Source organism: Nitrospina sp. 32_T5, from assembly GCF_052156635.1.
Lineage (GTDB): Bacteria > Nitrospinota > Nitrospinia > Nitrospinales > Nitrospinaceae > Nitrospina.
This window is the reverse complement of record NZ_JBQKUO010000001.1, coordinates 679,853-696,337: the sequence shown is the minus strand read 5'-3', so window position 1 is coordinate 696,337 and position 16,485 is coordinate 679,853. Positions and strand designations below refer to the sequence as shown.

The following is a 16,485-nucleotide window of genomic DNA, read 5'->3' as shown; positions in this document are numbered from 1 at the left end:
TGTCATGGGTTTGACAAATCAGACATCCATTTTATTTTTAGTTCCAAGAGGGAATAACGAATGGAAAGGAGGTTTTCCTCGTGCAGTGCATACATAAAAAATGTTTTTCAATTATGGGACTGCTGGTGGTCTCTCTCGTGCTGGCGGGTGCAACGGAAGGCCGCTACCAGGAGGGCATCCAGTTTTTGAATTTCAACGATTACCAAAAAGCCCATGACATCCTGAAACCGTTGGCAGAGGAAGGCCACATGCGGGCGCAGACACAGGTCGCGCATCTGTACCGCAATGGCCTGGGTGTCGAACAGGACTACACGCTTGCCCGCCACTGGTATCTGAAAGCCGCGCGGCAGGGTGGTGCGGAAGCCCGTTTCCATCTTGGCAAGATGTATTTTGAAGGCGAGGGCGTGGCCAGGGATTTTCGCAGCGCCTTCAAATGGTTCGAACTTGCCGCCCAGAAGGGAAACGCCACGGCACAGTACCGTCTGGGTGCGATGTACGAATTGTCACAGGGCGTGATCCAGAATTACGCAAAAGCCGCGTACTGGTATCAGCAGGCAGCCAGCCAGGGCATGCCGCAGGCCCAGTTCATGCTGGCCGACCTGCACTACAAGGGTCAGGGTGTGCCGCAGGACCTGGTCCTGGCCCATATGTGGGTGAACCTTGCCGTCAAAACTTCGCGTCCGGCCGACAAGGACTACAACGATATGGTTCTCTTGCGCGACAAACTGGAGCGTCTGATGAGCGCCAACCAGATCCGTACCGCGCAGAACAAGATGGATGCGTGGCAGCCGCTAAATTAAATTACGTATCAACCACGCCCGTTTTTGAAATCCTGTAAGGAGGTGTTTTTTATGATTCAGGGCATTGTGGACAAAACGACGTGTTGTGAATGCAACGCACCGATCACCAACTGGTCGGTCAGGTGTTCCAACTGCGGAGAAATGTTTCCAGCCGGCAACATGCATGTCATGATGGCCCGCGGTTTTGGAATCATTCTTGCCGTAGCGCTGGTCGCAGCCGTCACCATGGAATTGTTGCAGAGATTTTGACCCAGGTGCGCGTTGGTATCAGCGGTACCTGTTATCTGTATATACAGAGCCGGTTTCCCTTCCGGGGGCCGGCTCTTTTTTTATGTCCCGCAACAGGATATGAACGCTAGACTGGAAGCCTGAAAAACGCGGAAACAAACTGAAACGAGGCGTGCATGGTGGGTGTGTGGATTGGGTTTGTGGTGATGATCTTGTTCCTGCTGGCCCTGGACCTGGGAGTGATCCACAAAAAACACCGGGAGATGCCGGTGAAGGAGGCGCTGGCGTGGGTTGCGTTCTGGGTGGTGCTGGCGCTGGCGTTCAACGTATTCATTTACTTTCTGTATGAATACCAGCTTTTCGGCGCGACGGCGCTCATGGAAGAGCACAGCGGACGCAAGGCGGCACTCAAATTTTTTACCGGATACCTGGTTGAAAAGTCGCTCAGCGTGGAGAACATTTTTGTTTTTCTCCTCATTTTCCAGTATTTCCACATTCCTCTCAAATATCATCACCGGGTATTGTTCTGGGGCATTCTCCTTGCGGTGGTTCTGCGCGGCGTGATGATCGGACTCGGCGTCTCCCTTCTTAACCGGTTTGACTGGATGTTTTACGTATTCGGCGGCCTCCTGATAATCACCGCTGCCCGCATGCCTTTGGCGGAAAGAGGGAGCATCGACCCGGACCGCAACCTGCTCGTGCGATTTGTGAGGGTTTTGATTCCGGTCACCATGCAATTTGAGAAGGAAAAGTTTTTCGTTCGACAGGACGGGCGGTGGATGGCCACGCCTCTGTTTATCGCGCACATATTGGTGGAATCCTCCGATGTCGTTTTCGCGGTCCATTCAATACCCGCCATCCTGTCCATCACACGGGACACCTTTCTCGTGTACACGTCGAACATATTCGCCATTCTCGGATTGCGGTCGATGTACTTCGCGGTGGCGGCCGTGACGCGGTTCCGCTATCTCAATATCTGCCTTTTGTTCATTCTCGGTTTCATCGGCGTCAAGATGATCCTCACACACCACTTTCCTGTTCCGGTGGAAGTGTCGCTGGGCGTGATTGCAGGCATATTGGGTCTGGGGGCATTGATGTCTTATGCAGATATGCGGGGAGGGGAAACACGAACGTTCATAACGATTTCAGAGGGAGTCCAGACCGTGGCACGCCTGACAGAACAGGGAGGCCGTCGGCTGGTGGTTTTCGTCGTGGGAATGACCGTGTTGTTTGTGGGCGTGATATTGATCTTCACACCGGGTCCCGCACTGGTGGTGATCCCTGCAGGTCTGGCCATCCTTGCCATGGAGTTCGCGTGGGCGCGCTGGCTGTTGAAGAAAATCAAAAAACGCTTCAATGATTTTCCGGGCAAGCTCCCGCCCGGCCTGAAGAAAAAGTTTAAAAACAATCCGGATGAACCATGAAAAAACCGGTCCCTTTATAGGACCGGTTTTCATGTTTCAGGTTTTATGGAATGTGAACGGGTGAGAGGAAACGGTCAGCCCTTCCCGTGGTACTTGAAAGAAAGCGCCACCTTCGCCCGGTAGGCGGCCACCTTGCCATTCTCGATTTTCATGTCGAGTTCCTTGATCTCCGCCACGCGAAGATCTTCCAGACTGTGACTTGCCGTGTCCACCGCTTTTTTGGCGGCGTCCTCCCAGGACTTTTCACTCGTTCCAATCAGTTCGATGATTTTGTAAACGCTGTTCGGCATCATTGACCTCCCAGATTAGGGCCAATAAACCGGCTTCATTCCGTTTCCCATTCCAGAATGCTGCCGTCTTCGGCAATCTTGACTTCGTTTTCCTTGCCGTCTTTTACGAATTCCACTTCGTAAAACATGTGTCCATCCTCGATTTCCTTGACCAGCTCTTTCACTTCCGTCCTGTCGGTCAGACGGGTGACGGTGGCTCGAACCGCTTCAGGAAGATCTTCCAGTTTGACGCCTTGCTCCCATTCCTTGACCGTACCTTTCTCCGTAACCTTGAGTTCTGCCAGTTCCACGCCGGTTCTGTAATGAACAATGTAAAGGTGCTGACCGTCCTTATGTTTTACCTTGATGGATTGTATGTCATTTCCGGAAGTGTGGGTTTGGATGACGCTTCGGGCCGGTTCGGGAACTTCGTCCAGGGTGACGGTTTTCTTTCCGTGCAACAGGCCGCACCCGGAGAATCCAATCAGCAGGGAAGAAAAAACAATAGCCGCGGTCAGTTTCCAGTGTTTCATGAAAGCCTCCTTTTCCGGAATTTGATTCATGCCGTTTCTTATTTAGATTCCCTACTATAAAAATCGATTCTTTTGCCTGAAATTTCCACTAAATTTCAAAACAGGGGCGAAGACGCCCGTTCCTCTTTCCCATCGCATCTTGGTGAGGCCCGTTCAGGCATCAAATAAAAATTTTTCAATGCTCAGGCGAAGCTGCGTTACATTTTGTGTGAGTTTCCCCGGTACTTAGTAACAACCTTTGTTTTCGGTCTTTTACGGGAGATTGCGGTCGCTGCTGTTCGAGAGCGGTCCCTTTTTTCTGGCCGGGTACCGGTTGACGGGTTTTCCAGAGAGGACCTAAGTTGGTTGTATGACGTTTTACACGTTTTCCCGGTAATAGTTGAATAAACGGTTTGTTTCAACGAAAGGGATCGGTTTTATGGATAGCGACCAACTTGTCAACAAACCCCTGGTGAAGTCCTGGGGATGGTGGGGCCTGATCTGGCTCACGATATTCCCCTTCATCGGGGTTTTTGTTTCGATCAAATTCCACAATCCTGAATTCCTGGGGGAGACACCCTGGTTCACCTTCGGCCGCATGCGGCCGGTTCATGTGAATGGAGTCATCTTCGGGGCGTTTTCAACCCTGTTCATCGCGCTCATGTATTACGCCGTGCCGCGCCTTTGCGGTCGCCGTATTTACAGGGAAGAGTGGGGGCACTGGCTGTTGTGGTTGTGGAACGCGTTTCTCATACTTGGCACCGGATCGTTTCTGCTCGGTCACAACATGGGGTTCGAAGCCGGCGAGTTCACCTGGCCGTTCAACCTGCTGCGATTCTTTGTGCTTGGCATGGTGACGGTACAGGTGCTGGGCACGGTGTTTCAACGACGCGAGCCGCGCTTTTACGTGTCGCTCTGGTACATCACCGCGGCTTTCGTATGGACCGTGTTCAATCTCATTCTGGGTAACGTCGTGTTGCCGTACGGTCCGTTCACCGGTGTGGACAGCGCCGCCATGCACGGGCTTTACATCCACTACATTGTCGGCTTGTGGCTGACCCCGGCGGGACTCGCCATTATTTATTACTTCCTGCCGCTTGCAGCAAAGCAGTCGCTGTTCAGTCACAAGCTGTCGCTGCTGGGATTCTGGTCGCTCGCGCTGTTTTACCCTTTTGTGGGAACGCATCATTACCTGTTCAGCCCGATCCCTTACTGGACGCAGACCATATCCATCGTCACCAGCATGCTGTTGATCATTCCCGTGTGGACGGTGATCGTGAACTTTTTCGGAACCGTTCGCGGAAGATGGGGGCAGGTGCTGGGCGGCACGGACGCCGATGCCTACGCGGGCAAGTTTCTCATTCTCGGTGCGGTGTACTACCTGTTCGGGTGTTTCCAGGGATCCGTGGAAGCGCTCCGCAGAATGCAGGAGCTCACGCACTTCAACGATTTCGTCATCGCGCATTCGCACCTCACCGTGTTCGGTTCAATGGTGGTGTGGGTGGTCGGCGGCATGTATTACGTCTGGCCGCGTCTCACTGGAAAGCAGTTGTGGAGCCCGAAGCTGGCAAGCTGGCATCTGTGGCTGACCATCGGCGGATTCAGCGTGATGGCGGTCGGCCTCACGGCGCAGGGCTTCGTTCAAGGTTCCATGCTGGAGCACGGTGCGAACTTCGTCGATACCGTCAACGAAATGAAACCGTGGTGGGTGGCACGCACGCTGGGCGGCCTTTCCATGGACATTGCCATCCTGCTCATGCTCATCAACTTTTATAAAACCGCGCAGACGGGAGTCGCCGTGGAATCCATGGCCGCCATCGAGCAGACCGGTGAGAAGGTGCCGATGGCCCCGCTCAAAAAGGGCGGCAACTGGCTGGAGACGCCTTCCGGCGTCGTGGTCGGTGCAGGCATCTTCCTGTTCGGCCTTGCCGTCGGCACGCAGGGCATCGCGCCGTACGTGACGAACAAACAACAGCGCGCACAGGTGACCGATGTGGTGGCCGATGCGAAGATCAACGTGCCGTCCTACACGCCGCTGGAGGAACGCGGGCGCGAGGTGTACATCCGTGAAGGGTGCTGGTACTGCCATTCGCAGTACGTGCGCCCGGTGACGGGTGAGAATTTCCGCTGGGGTCCGGTGTCGCAGAATGGCGAATACGTGCACGACCTGCCGCACCTGTTCAGCACGCGGCGGATCGGTCCCGATCTCACCCGCGTCGGCCGGCGTTACAGCGACGGCTGGCACGCGGCGCACCACTGGGACCCGCAGGCGGTGAAGAAGGATTCCATCATGCCGCGTTTCCCGTGGCTGTTCGAGGAGCCGGAAAAGGAAGGCGAAGCGCCGAAGCTGAACGAGGATGGCAAGGCGCTGGTCGCGTATATCCAGAGGCTGGGCACCGCCATCGGCGACTGGCGGGAGAACTTCGTATCCACCAACCTGTCCGTCGGTGCCAGCGTGAACCCCGGCAGTCACATTCAAAAAGACCTTCTGCCTTTGGGAAAAAAGATTTATGAAAACCGCTGCTCCGGCTGTCATGGGGACGAAGGCGACGGCAACGGCCCGTCGGCCAGGTTCCTCGATCCCAAACCGCGGGACTTCACCCTGGGCATTTTCAAGTTCCACTCCACGCCGGGCCAGAACGCTCTGCCCACGGATGGAGACCTGTTCAAAACCATCACGCACGGATTGTGGGGTACGGGCATGCCGCCGTGGCACAACCTGACCCAGAACGAACGGCTGGCGGTCATCCAGTACATCAAAACCTTTTCCGACCGCTGGGAGAAAGAAGAGGTGAAGGATCCCATCGCCGTTCCCCGGGAGACACCGGTGACGCTTGCGTCCATTGACAACGGGGGCCAGCTGTATGTCAAAAACTGCCAGTCCTGCCACGGCGCCGAGGGGTTGGGCAACGGACCGCTCGCCGAGATCCTGAATGACGCATGGGGATTTCCCATCCAGCCCGCCAATTTCACTCTGCCCGCCGGGGAGGAAGGCGGTGTGAAGCTGGGACACGACAGCCGTCACCTGTTCCGCACCATCATGAACGGGGTCGGTGGCGATCCCATGCCCGCGTTTCAGGGTGCGCTCAATGCCAAACAGGTGTGGGACATCGTGCACTTCGTTCAGTCCCTGCGCGTTCAAACCTATGAAGACCGCCTGCTGGCGGTCGGGGTGGACCCGGAGGCGCTGGAGGACGCTCGCCGGAACATCTGGGCGATGATGTCCAACGCCGCAAACCAGGGCCGGTTGCAGGAGAAGGTGGTGGAATTGACCGAAATCAGTGATACTAGGCTGGGCGGCTGATTTCTTCCGGATCGCGGGAGCGGACCGAAATTTATTTTCAGGGTGTCATTGGAGACGTTGATGATGGAAAGCAAAACCGTACAAACCGGCCGGCAGGCCACCGAAAGCAAAAACGGGTCCGATGCGGAGTACACCTACCAGACCGCAGGCATCCGTGAGCGGCATGGATATGTTCCGGTTTGGCTGATCCTGGTGTGTGTCGGCCTGCTGGTCTGGGGCGGATACTATTTATGGACCTACTGGACCCCGCCTTTGGGTTGACGCGGGATTCCGCTTCCCCGCCCGCGGACCGGGTGCGCGCCGGGGGCTCTTTTATTTGCCATAATGGGCAACCGATGGCAGCCCGGCAAATGGCCTCCAAAAGGTGCAAAGCCTGTGTTATAATAAGGAACAAAACAGAGTGTAGATGGTTTGACACAGGCAGAAGGTGGCGCCCGCCGGAGTCCCGGAAAAAACAAAAAGCCTTATAAAACAAAGGTTTGAGTGCCGGCCATCCCGAACGATGGCCTTTTTTGTGCCTCGCTCCCCTTTCCGGGCCCTCCTGCCGCACCCAAAAGGATATCGGTCCATGCATGAAGTAAAGGTATTTGACAGCTCAGGAAATCTGAAGAAAGTGATCTCCGTAAACTCCCTGCGGAAACGCTCGGCGCAACTGATCGAAAAGCCGTCCATGTTCCGCAAAAACAACAAACCCGGCAAAGCGCAGAAAGCCCCCGCCAAAGCGGTTCAGACGAAAACGACGAAAACCCGCAAAAAAGCCTGAAGCCGCCGGCTGCGGTCCGGCACCGTCCAAACGTTTTCATGACGGTGCCGCGTTTTCCCGCGCAGGTCATTCCTGCAACGCCGCGGTTTTGGTTTTGATCTCCTCGATCAGGTCCTTTTCATCCTCGGAATAATCGACCGGCACCTCCACCAGGTGGATGCCCGGCGTGTCCAGGCATTCCTTCAACACCAGGGACAACTCTTCCGCCCGCTTCACCCGGTGCCCGGTGGCTCCATGGGCCTCGGCAAATTTGCAGAAGTCCGGGTTGGTGTAATCCATACCGAACGCGGGGAATCCGAGTCCGGTCTGCTTCCACTTGATCATACCGTACGCGTTGTCGCACAGCACCACGACCACCAGGTCCAGCTTCAGCCGCACGGCGGTTTCCAGTTCCTGTGCGTTCATCATGAAGCCGCCGTCACCGCAAATGGCCATCACCTTGCGATCCGGAAACACCATGCGCGCCGCCATGGCCGAAGGCAGTCCCGCGCCCATGCTGGCCAGCGCGTTGTCGAGAAGCAGGGTGTTGAGTCCGTATGCCTTGTAGTTTCGCGCGAACCAGATTTTGTAAAGGCCGTTGTCGAGGGCGAGGATGCCGTCATCCGGCATGATGCGGCGGATTTCGCCGACGAGGTATTCCGGTCCCACTGGAAACCGTTTCAGCGCGGATTTTTCCTCGATATGCTGTTCCAGTTCCTGCTTCACCTTTTCATAAAAACTGAAGTCCCAGTGCGCGGCAGGGCTCACCTGTTCGCGCAGGCGTTCGATGCTGTCGGCGATGTCGCCCACCACATCGAGTTGCGGAAAGTACACCTCATCCACGTTGGACGAAAAGAAATTGACGTGGATGACCTGGGTGGCACCGCTGGCGTGCATGAAGAACGGCGGTTTTTCGATGACGTCGTGACCGACGTTGAGGATGAGGTCGGCCTGCTCGATGGCGCAGTGCAAATAGTCCTTGTGTGAAAGCGCGGCGGTGCCGAGAAATTTCGGATGCCGTTCGTCGACCACGCCCTTGCCCATCTGCGTGTTGAAAAAATAGATGCCCGTGTGATCGACGAACTGCTTGAGCGCCTGACTGGTTCGGTAACGGTTGGCGCCCGCGCCGATGAGCACCAAAGGCCGTTTCGCCTGCATGAGCATTCCGGCGGCCTGCTCAATGGCGAGTTCATCCGCGTGGGGTCGGCGCACGGCCTGGACCGGATACGGCTGGGAGGTGCACTCTTCTTCGGCGATGTCTTCCGGCAGTTCGATGTGCACCGCGCCGGGGCGTTCTTCCTGCGCCAGTCGCACCGACTCGCGCACGATGACGGGAATGCTGTTGCCATGGACCACCTGCCGCGTGGACTTGGTCAGCGGCCGCATCATGGCGATGGCGTCGACGATCTGGAACCGTCCCTGCTTGCTTTTCTTGATCGGTTTCTGGCCGGAGATCATCAGCATCGGCATTGCGCCCAATTGGGCGTATGCACCGGCGGTCACCAAATTGGTCACGCCGGGTCCGAGCGTCGACAGACAAACCCCCACCCGGCCGGTCAGCCGGCCATAGGTGGCGGCCATGAATCCTGCCGCCTGCTCATGGCGGGTGAGGATGAACTGGATGTTGGATTGACGCAGGGATTCCATCAGGTTCAGCGTTTCCTCGCCGGGCACGCCGAATATGGCTTCGACGCCTTCCTGTTCGAGAGCACGCACAAACAGATCGGATGCTTTCATGAACGGCCTCCTTGAAGTGGCCTCCGTTGGCCGGCCGGTTCGGGGGCAGCTGCAACCGGAACCATTCCGGACCGGGAGCGCGGAGGTGTCTTTCTATTTGGATGAAGGCAGACCGTAATTAGGTTTGTACAATTTGAAGGTTTGCCGGCGGCGCAGGCGGAACCACCGGGACCCGGAAATAGAAGTCAGCCGGTAACGAGGTTTTGTGGATCGCTTGCGGATTGGGGACAGGGGCTGTCGGATTGTGGAGCCGCTTTTTGAGGTTCGGCGCTCTGGGGTTCGGAGGGAGCGGTTTCTTCCTGTTCCAGTTTCTGTTCGAGCGTGAATTTCAATGTATCCAGTTTCGCTTTTCGTGCCACATTCAAGGCCTTGGTGAAATAGCTCTTCGCTTCGCTGTCATTACCCTGCGCTTCGCAAATCATACCGAGGTTGTTCCAGGTCTGGGCGAGAAGAGGATGGTCCTCGGCACAGATCACCCGGAAACCGCCCAGCGCTTTTTGAATATAGGTAAGCGCCTGTTCGAGATCGCCCTTGCGGTACCACACCATCCCAAGGCTCTTGCAGGTCAACGCGACCGAGGGATGGAATTCGCTGTAATGCCGCAGGCTGATATTCAAAGCCTCCTGGTGGCATTCGATGGCGTGGTCGTAATCTCCCTGATCCACGCAGGCGGCGGCCATCTGGTTCCAGGTGTTGGTCAAATGAACATGGGTTTCTCCGAGATTCCGTATCTGGCTGTCCTTGGTCTTTGCGAACTGGGTCAGCGCTTGTTTCGGGTCGCCTCTTTCCATCCAGAGTTGGCCCAGCCGGAACCACGTGGCGGCAACAACCGGATGGTTTTCGCCCAATTGTGTCAGATGCGATTCAAGAAATTGTTCGAGAAATTGAATGGCTTCCTCATACCGGCCCTGCTTATGAGCCGCTTTGCCTTTTTCAAGCAGTTGGTTGGAAAACATTTCCTTTCCCCTCCTCAAGTTTCCTGCAGGCCGCGTTCCCGGGCGGCATTTCCTCCCATTGATTGAGCTCGGTGTCATCCGCCTGCTTGCGTAAAAAAAAAAGCGCTATGCCCTAAAAAACAGGTTCAATGACGGATAAAATTAGTGTAAGGCCTTCAAATTCATAAAAAAGTTTTAATTACATCGGACTCCGGATACCGGACAGAAAGGTTTGGATTTCCATATTTTAGAAATAGAAACTTTTTATAAGAACGGTTTAAGTCTTCGACGCGAAACATTTGTGGTTGGGTCGAAACCCTGATTCAAGGCAGGGTGGATTGCGGCCTCACATGTGATCTGTATAATGAATTTCTGACCAAAAATGCATTTTCAATTCCAACCCCACAATCGGACATGATGAAAACCAACAACGGCCGCCCAAAATTGAACGGGGGGTTTCTGTTTTTTCGTGAATTTTTAAAACACCCTTTGCAGATCGGTTCGATCGTTCCCAGTTCCCGATACCTGGAGCAACGCATTCTAGAACGGTGTCGGATCGCGACAGCTGGGACCGTCGTGGAGCTGGGAGCGGGTACCGGTGGGACCACCCGGGCCATCCTGCGTGCCATGCCCCGGGATGCCACCCTGCTCAGCATCGAAGTCAACGACCGCTTTCACCGTGCGCTCAACCAGATCCAGGACGACCGCCTCATTGCCCACCAGGGACGGGCGGAGGAACTGGAAAACATCCTGCAAACGTATGGGCTGGATACGCCGGATGTGGTGGTGTCGGGCATTCCGTTCAGCACCATGAGCCCGGAACATGGCAGCCGGGTTCTGGCCACGGTTGCGGACAACCTGGCTCCCAAAGGCCGGTTTGTGGCTTACCAGGTGAGCCGGCGCGTAGCCAGGCTGTCGCGACCCCATTTCGGGCGGGCCCGGGCGGCGGTGGAATGGCGCAACCTGCCCCCCATGCGCGTTTTTCACTGGGAAAAGAAGCTGGATGAGGAATCCGTTTGAACTCTTTTTTTAGATATCTTTTGCCAAAAAAGCGTGTTACCGTGGAAAGGACAATGTGGGTTGACGCAAGTCAACGGGTAGCAGGATTCTCGGAATCCGCGCTCGGGGTGAGGTAGAGTTTAAGACAGGAAGTTATCTACGCGGCCATCCCTCGGGATGGTTTTTTTGTAACCGCAGGCTGTCCATGAAGCACCCTTGAATGAACAACCCCAATAAAAATCGGGGCGCTACGCGCCGAACCTCACCGGCAAGGCGTACGCACCAACAGGAGAAGCAAGAGTATGTCTAAAGGCACTGTAAAGTGGTTTAATGAAAGCAAAGGTTATGGTTTCATCGAGTCCGAAGATGGTAAAGATTATTTTGTTCATTTTTCGGAGATTCAAGGGGACGGCTTCAAGACGCTGACCGACGGTCAGGCGGTGGATTTCGAAGCGGGTCAGAGCCCGAAAGGCCCGCAGGCCACCAAGGTTCAGCCGAGGTAACATAACGAACCACTTTCGAACCGGCGGGGCCTTTCGCCCCGCCGGTTTTTTTTTGCCCTCACAGCTCGACGCGGGTCAGCGTGTTCTTGTCGATATGGTGAAACAACTCGCTCTGACCCTTGATCTGGATCTGCGTGTCCTCCTCGTAGCTCCAGTTGTCGTTATCGTGCACCACCACCTTCAATTCGTACCGCACGGTTTTGAACTCCTCGTCCAAAAATCGGTTGGAGCAGATGCCGTAAGTGGGTGATCCGACCTCTGCCACCATCTCGAAGGACCTGGCATCCGGCACCGCCGTGCCCCCGGCCAGCACGCTGATCCCGCGGGGAATGGTGAAACAACGCAGCACCTGTTTGGCTCTCCCGTCCCACATCCAGTAACCACGTTCTTCATGAAACGGACTGGTTTCCTCCAGCCGCCAGGCCGTGGTGGCGTAGCGCAGGCCAAACAGAATTTGTTCGTGGTTGGTGACGGGTGTCATCGGTTCGAAGGTGATGCGTTCGCGGAACAGGTTTTTTTCCACGCCGCGGTCATCGGAAGGTGCGGTGTCGTCTCCCTTCGTGCCTTCCCAGGTTCCCGCAAGCGGTGCCAGCGGACCCAGGTGCTCTAAAATCGGGTCGGTCATGGGCCATCTCCTCACAATTTGAATGACAGTTCGGATTTCGTTTCCGGATGACTGGTTTGCGTCAAATTTACAATCAATTGACCGCGGGTGACAGTTAAAAATGCTTCCTGGTTTCACTGCAGGGAGTCCGGAAAGGGTTCAGGTGTAATCGAGTTCACCCAACCGGTTGCTGGAACCAGGGGGACGTTTCCATGCAAATTTTGGAATTGAATCCCGTCGGGAAATGCAGTTATCTGTAAGCATCTCCTGTTGGCAAGGCTGTGTGAGGGACCTTCTGCGGCAGGCGGATGGAAGCAGAGGCCGATTGCAAGCCGATCTCCGGCAGGCGTTTCAAATCAAAGCCGGAGAAATTAAAATTTTGATTGGGAGGCTTTTGTGGATACACCTGCCCAGCCCGCGCATGCGCTGGATGTTGACGGTGCGTATCAACGATTCCGTTCTTCTCCAAAGGGCCTTGCCTCCGAAGATGCCGTGTCCCGCCTGCAGCAATACGGGCGCAATGTCCTGCCTGCCAAACCCCCTCCGACCGCCCTCGAAATTTTTCTCCGCCAGTTTCTCAATCCCCTGATTTATGTCCTCCTCGTGGCCGCAGTGGTTTCCATTTTACTTGGAGTTTACACGGACGCCCTTTTCATAGGGGCTGTGCTTTTGATCAACGCCATCATCGGCACGGTACAGGAATACGGCGCGGAGAAAAGTGCGCTGGCTTTAAAAAGAATGAGCGCTTCCAGGGCACTGGTGGAGCGGGACAACGAGGTGTTTGAAGTGGATGCGGAGAACCTGGTGCCGGGGGACGTGGTGTTGCTCGAATCGGGCAGGAAGGTTCCCGCCGACCTGCGCCTGATCCACACCTATTCGTTTGAAATCGACGAATCCCTGTTGACGGGGGAGTCGCTGCCCATCGGCAAAGACCAGGGTGCGGTGCTTGCCGCCAACACGCCGCTCGCCGACCGGAAGAACATGGCCTTCACGGGATCGATGGTCACCCGCGGGCGTGGCCGGGGCCTGGTGGTTGCCACGGGTTACAAGACCGAGCTGGGCAAAATCGCGGGTTCCCTGGCAACGGGGGTGTCCGCCAAGCCGCCGCTTTTGATCCGCATGGAAGCGTTCACAAAAAACATCGCGGTGGCCCTGCTGTTGATCACCCTGATGATGGCCACGTACCTGCTTTTGATGGGGCAGGGCTGGTTTGATGTTCTGATGTTCAGCGTGGCCCTTGCGGTATCGGCCATTCCGGAAGGATTGCCTGTCGCGCTGACCGTGGCGCTTGCCATCGCCAGCCGGCGCATGGCGAAACGCAACGTCATCGTCCGCAAACTCCCGGCGGTGGAATCGCTGGGATCGTGCAATTTTGTCGCGACCGACAAGACCGGAACGCTGACGGTCAATCAAATGACCGTCAAACTGATCGTCCTGCCCGGCCTGTCGCCTTTCCCGGTTGAGGGAAGCGGGCTGACCCCGGAAGGGGCGGTCGGGTCGGCGGAGGGCCTGGATCCCGCCCTGCAGGCCAAACTTCTTGCGCCTTTGGTTACGGCGGGAGCCCTTTGCAATGACGCGGAACTGCTTCACAAAAATGGAGCCTGGGGAGGGTATGGGGATGCCGTCGACCTGGCGTTTCTGGTTCTTGCCTACAAATCCGGGATCAATCCCAACAGCCTTCAGGACCGGTTCGAGCTGGTCCGGGAAATTCCTTTCGAACCCGAAAACCAGTATGCCGCCACCCTGCACAAGGGTCCGGATGAGGGATGCATCTCCGTGAAAGGAGCTTATGAAAAAATCCTGCCGATGTGTGCCACCATGATCACCCGGGGCGGGGAATGCCCGGTCGATGCCCCGGCGGTGATTGAGCAGGCCGAACACCTGGCGGAGGCCGGTTACCGGGTGCTGGCTCTGGCGGGAAAATCGGGCCCGGATACGGACTCGCCTCTGGTCGACCGGATGCAGGGACTCACTTTCATGGGACTGGTGGGGATGATCGACCCGTTGCGGCCGGAAGCGGCGGACGCGGTTGCGGCCTGCCGGAAGGCGGGAATTGATGTGGCCATGGTCACCGGCGACCATCCCAAGACGGCGCTGGCCATCGCCCGGGAACTGGGGTTGGCCGGCACCATGGAAGACGTCGTCTCGGGTGTGAAGCTGAAAGAAGTCCAGGACCCGGAAGAAAAAGCGGCGCTGATCAACAGGGCCCGCGTCTTCGCCCGCGTCGAACCCCAGCAGAAACTGGAGATCGTGCGGCACCTGCTGGACCTGGGGCGGTTCGTCGCCGTCACGGGGGATGGTGCGAACGACGCCCCGGCTCTCAAGGCGGCGAATGTGGGCATCGCCATGGGCAAAACCGGCACCGACGTGGCGAAGGAAACTTCGGATTTGATCCTCACCGACGATCGGTTCGCGTCCATCGTGGCCGGGATCGAAGAAGGGCGCATTGCCTACGCCAACGTTCGCAAGGTGGTGTACCTGCTGGTCGCCACCGGCGCGGCGGAAATCCTGATGTTCTCCCTCAGCCTGGTGTTCAACACGCCCCTGCCCCTCACGCCGGTGCAGATCCTCTGGCTCAACCTGGTGACCAACGGAATCCAGGACGTCGGGCTGGCGTTCGAACCGGGGGAAGGGGATGAGTTGTCCCGGTCGCCCCGAAAACCGGACGAGCCCGTTTTCGATCGGTTGATGCTGGAGCGCGTCGGCCTTTCCGCCGCGGTGATGGGAACCTTTGCGTTCTTTCATTTTTATTACATGCACCAAAACGGGGTCGATATCGAATCCAACCGCAATCTGACGTTGCTTCTCATGGTGCTTTTTGAAAACATCATGGTGGCCAACTGCAAATCGGAAATCCGGTCCGCGTTTTCCATCAACCCGATGAACAACCCGATTCTTCTGTTCGGCACGCTGGGCGCGCAGGGCATCCATATCCTGACCATGTACACGCCCGGCATTCAGGAAGTGCTGGGGGTGAAGCCGGTATTTTTGAATCAATGGATATTTCTTTTAGCCATTGCGATGTCCATCCTGGTGGTCATGGAAATTTATAAAGGGATCCGGGCGCGCATCAAAGGAACCCGATAATATACGAATCGTTTTCAGGGATCCTGAGTACGCGGACCCCGGGGTGATAAAAGCATGAATGCATTTTTATGGTTTTACTGGACGGCGGTCGCAAGCCTCCTGCTCTACGCAGTTCCCGCATGGAAAGCCAAGGGCGGGCGCAAGGGATTGATCACCGCCGCGGTGCTGGGTGTCCTGCTCACCGGTTACGAAGTGTTCATGACTTTCGTGTGGGGCCCGACGGTGGTCGGCCCCATCCGTGTCGATATCTTCATCGTCATCCTTGTGGCGCTGCTGGGTCACCTCATCGGCGCCACGTCGCTGGTGCTGGCGCGGAAGCGGTCGGGCCTCGCGGGCGGTCACCTGGGGTTGCTTATCCTTCCGCTGGTGGCGCTCACCGGCGTGGGTTACGAAATATGGAGCCTGAATGAGGAATCGGACCGCCTGACCGCCAACTTCTTCGAAGCCAACCGGCTGTTGTTCGAAGCGCGCTTTCGCGATCCGCAAACCCTGCGCCGCACCTTCGGCCAACTGGAAGCGGAGAACAACCTGCTTGCCGGGCACTGGCGGCGCGAAGAAGGCAGTCCGCCGAGCCGTCTCGTCATCAATACAGAAAATGAAGTGTGGGCGTTTTACTCGTGCGGCGATACCGAATGCCTGGGCGGTGAAGGCACGGTGCAGAATGGACGCATCGCCACCACGCACGACATCCTGCCCGCGTACCTGTTTGAAGTATCGACGGTCGCGCCGGACCGCATGACGCTCGTACAAATTTCTCCCGTACGCACCACCGGCGGCGCGCCACCGGACCTGATTTTCCTCAAGGAACCGCCGCCGCTTCAACACGCGGAAACGCAGGCGGGCGCGTTGCGGTACCTGGGAACGTACAGCAAGCTGACCGAACGTGGCCGGGCGCACGTCACCCTCACCCAGGTGTGGTTGTGGCAGGGAGAGGAAACGATGTACGCGGTGGTGGTGCACACCACGCAGGTGAAAGGCCAGCAGGCGCAGTTCATCCGGCCCGTGTTGTTCTCCGCCGGGGCGCGCGACATCCGCCGCGCCAATGCCTACGTATTCGACAGCGAAGACGGCGAGGGAACGGTGCGCATCGAACTGCTGGAGGAGGGCAAACGCGCCCGCGCCACCCTGCAACGCTTTCGCGGCGACATCGAGATCGTGACGCTGGATAAAAAGGAACGCCTCACCGACGAGGCGTTGTCGCTCGCCCCGGTGAAAAGCGGCGAAGCGTGGCAGCACTGGTTCGATGCGGTGATGACCGGACGGTTCTTTTCGTGGGCCGTGCCGGAGACCGTGGACGGCACCGCCGGCGGATGACGCGGTCCGAACTATTCTATTTGCCAA

General features: G+C 56.9%; 15 protein-coding genes. 10 read left to right on the top strand and 5 right to left on the bottom strand.

All coding sequences use genetic code 11. The annotated features are described in order from the left end of the window. Positions 1 to 80: 80 nt before the first annotated feature. The 3 genes from ACTRW9_RS03235 (at position 81) to ACTRW9_RS03225 (ending at position 2,452) form a co-directional block, all read left to right on the top strand. Complete coding sequence (locus ACTRW9_RS03235) at positions 81 to 800, top strand: tetratricopeptide repeat protein (RefSeq protein ID WP_442428274.1); 720 nt, start codon at positions 81 to 83, stop codon at positions 798 to 800. A 51-nt stretch (positions 801 to 851) separates the two neighbouring features. After that, complete coding sequence (locus ACTRW9_RS03230; RefSeq protein ID WP_442426707.1) at positions 852 to 1,049, top strand: hypothetical protein; 198 nt, start codon at positions 852 to 854, stop codon at positions 1,047 to 1,049. Positions 1,050 to 1,204: 155 nt separating this feature from the next. After that, a complete protein-coding gene (locus tag ACTRW9_RS03225) occupies positions 1,205 to 2,452 on the top strand; it encodes a TerC/Alx family metal homeostasis membrane protein (RefSeq protein ID WP_442428273.1) in 1,248 nt (415 codons plus the stop codon). Positions 2,453 to 2,526: 74 nt separating this feature from the next. Here the strand turns inward: ACTRW9_RS03225 and ACTRW9_RS03220 are convergent, their stop codons facing one another. Both ACTRW9_RS03220 and ACTRW9_RS03215 read right to left on the bottom strand, forming a co-directional pair. Then, positions 2,527 to 2,742, bottom strand: coding sequence for a dodecin family protein (locus tag ACTRW9_RS03220; RefSeq protein ID WP_442428488.1), 216 nt, complete (start codon positions 2,740 to 2,742; stop codon positions 2,527 to 2,529). Positions 2,743 to 2,777: 35 nt separating this feature from the next. Then, positions 2,778 to 3,254, bottom strand: a complete 477-nt coding sequence (locus ACTRW9_RS03215) for a hypothetical protein (protein ID WP_442428272.1) — start codon at positions 3,252 to 3,254, stop codon at positions 2,778 to 2,780. A 418-nt stretch (positions 3,255 to 3,672) separates the two neighbouring features. On the opposite strand from ACTRW9_RS03215, the gene ACTRW9_RS03210 reads away from it, so the two are divergent. The 3 genes from ACTRW9_RS03210 (at position 3,673) to ACTRW9_RS03200 (ending at position 7,300) form a co-directional block, all read left to right on the top strand. Continuing rightward, positions 3,673 to 6,537, top strand: a complete 2,865-nt coding sequence (locus tag ACTRW9_RS03210) for a cbb3-type cytochrome c oxidase subunit I (protein WP_442428271.1) — start codon at positions 3,673 to 3,675, stop codon at positions 6,535 to 6,537. 60 nt (positions 6,538 to 6,597) lie between these two features. Continuing rightward, complete coding sequence (locus tag ACTRW9_RS03205) at positions 6,598 to 6,798, top strand: hypothetical protein (protein WP_442428270.1); 201 nt, start codon at positions 6,598 to 6,600, stop codon at positions 6,796 to 6,798. A 307-nt stretch (positions 6,799 to 7,105) separates the two neighbouring features. Then, the gene (locus ACTRW9_RS03200; protein ID WP_442426702.1) at positions 7,106 to 7,300 is read left to right on the top strand and encodes a hypothetical protein; all 195 of its coding nucleotides are present in this window, start codon (positions 7,106 to 7,108) and stop codon (positions 7,298 to 7,300) included. 66 nt (positions 7,301 to 7,366) lie between these two features. On the opposite strand, the gene ACTRW9_RS03195 is transcribed toward ACTRW9_RS03200, so the two are convergent. Together ACTRW9_RS03195 and ACTRW9_RS03190 are read right to left on the bottom strand one after the other, a co-directional pair. Further along, on the bottom strand, positions 7,367 to 9,016 hold the full coding sequence (locus tag ACTRW9_RS03195; RefSeq protein ID WP_442426701.1) for an acetolactate synthase large subunit: 1,650 nt from the start codon (positions 9,014 to 9,016) through the stop codon (positions 7,367 to 7,369). Positions 9,017 to 9,201: 185 nt separating this feature from the next. Further along, on the bottom strand, positions 9,202 to 9,972 hold the full coding sequence (locus ACTRW9_RS03190; protein ID WP_442428269.1) for a tetratricopeptide repeat protein: 771 nt from the start codon (positions 9,970 to 9,972) through the stop codon (positions 9,202 to 9,204). A gap of 393 nt (positions 9,973 to 10,365) precedes the next feature. Here ACTRW9_RS03190 and ACTRW9_RS03185 point away from each other — a divergent pair, with 393 nt between their 5' ends. Both ACTRW9_RS03185 and ACTRW9_RS03180 read left to right on the top strand, forming a co-directional pair. Then, positions 10,366 to 10,971, top strand: coding sequence for a class I SAM-dependent methyltransferase (locus tag ACTRW9_RS03185; protein ID WP_442428268.1), 606 nt, complete (start codon positions 10,366 to 10,368; stop codon positions 10,969 to 10,971). A gap of 281 nt (positions 10,972 to 11,252) precedes the next feature. Next, positions 11,253 to 11,453 (top strand): cold-shock protein, encoded by a 201-nt coding sequence (locus tag ACTRW9_RS03180; protein ID WP_442426698.1) that lies wholly within the window; start codon positions 11,253 to 11,255, stop codon positions 11,451 to 11,453. A gap of 58 nt (positions 11,454 to 11,511) precedes the next feature. On the opposite strand, the gene ACTRW9_RS03175 is transcribed toward ACTRW9_RS03180, so the two are convergent. Continuing rightward, positions 11,512 to 12,078: a heme-binding beta-barrel domain-containing protein gene (locus ACTRW9_RS03175; protein WP_442428267.1), complete on the bottom strand. Its 567-nt coding sequence runs from the start codon at positions 12,076 to 12,078 to the stop codon at positions 11,512 to 11,514. 375 nt (positions 12,079 to 12,453) lie between these two features. Here ACTRW9_RS03175 and ACTRW9_RS03170 point away from each other — a divergent pair, with 375 nt between their 5' ends. After that, entirely contained in the window at positions 12,454 to 15,144 is a 2,691-nt protein-coding gene (locus ACTRW9_RS03170; protein ID WP_442428266.1) for a cation-translocating P-type ATPase, read from the top strand. 54 nt (positions 15,145 to 15,198) lie between these two features. Next, positions 15,199 to 16,458 (top strand): hypothetical protein, encoded by a 1,260-nt coding sequence (locus ACTRW9_RS03165; protein WP_442428265.1) that lies wholly within the window; start codon positions 15,199 to 15,201, stop codon positions 16,456 to 16,458. The last annotated feature ends 27 nt before the right edge of the window (positions 16,459 to 16,485 follow it).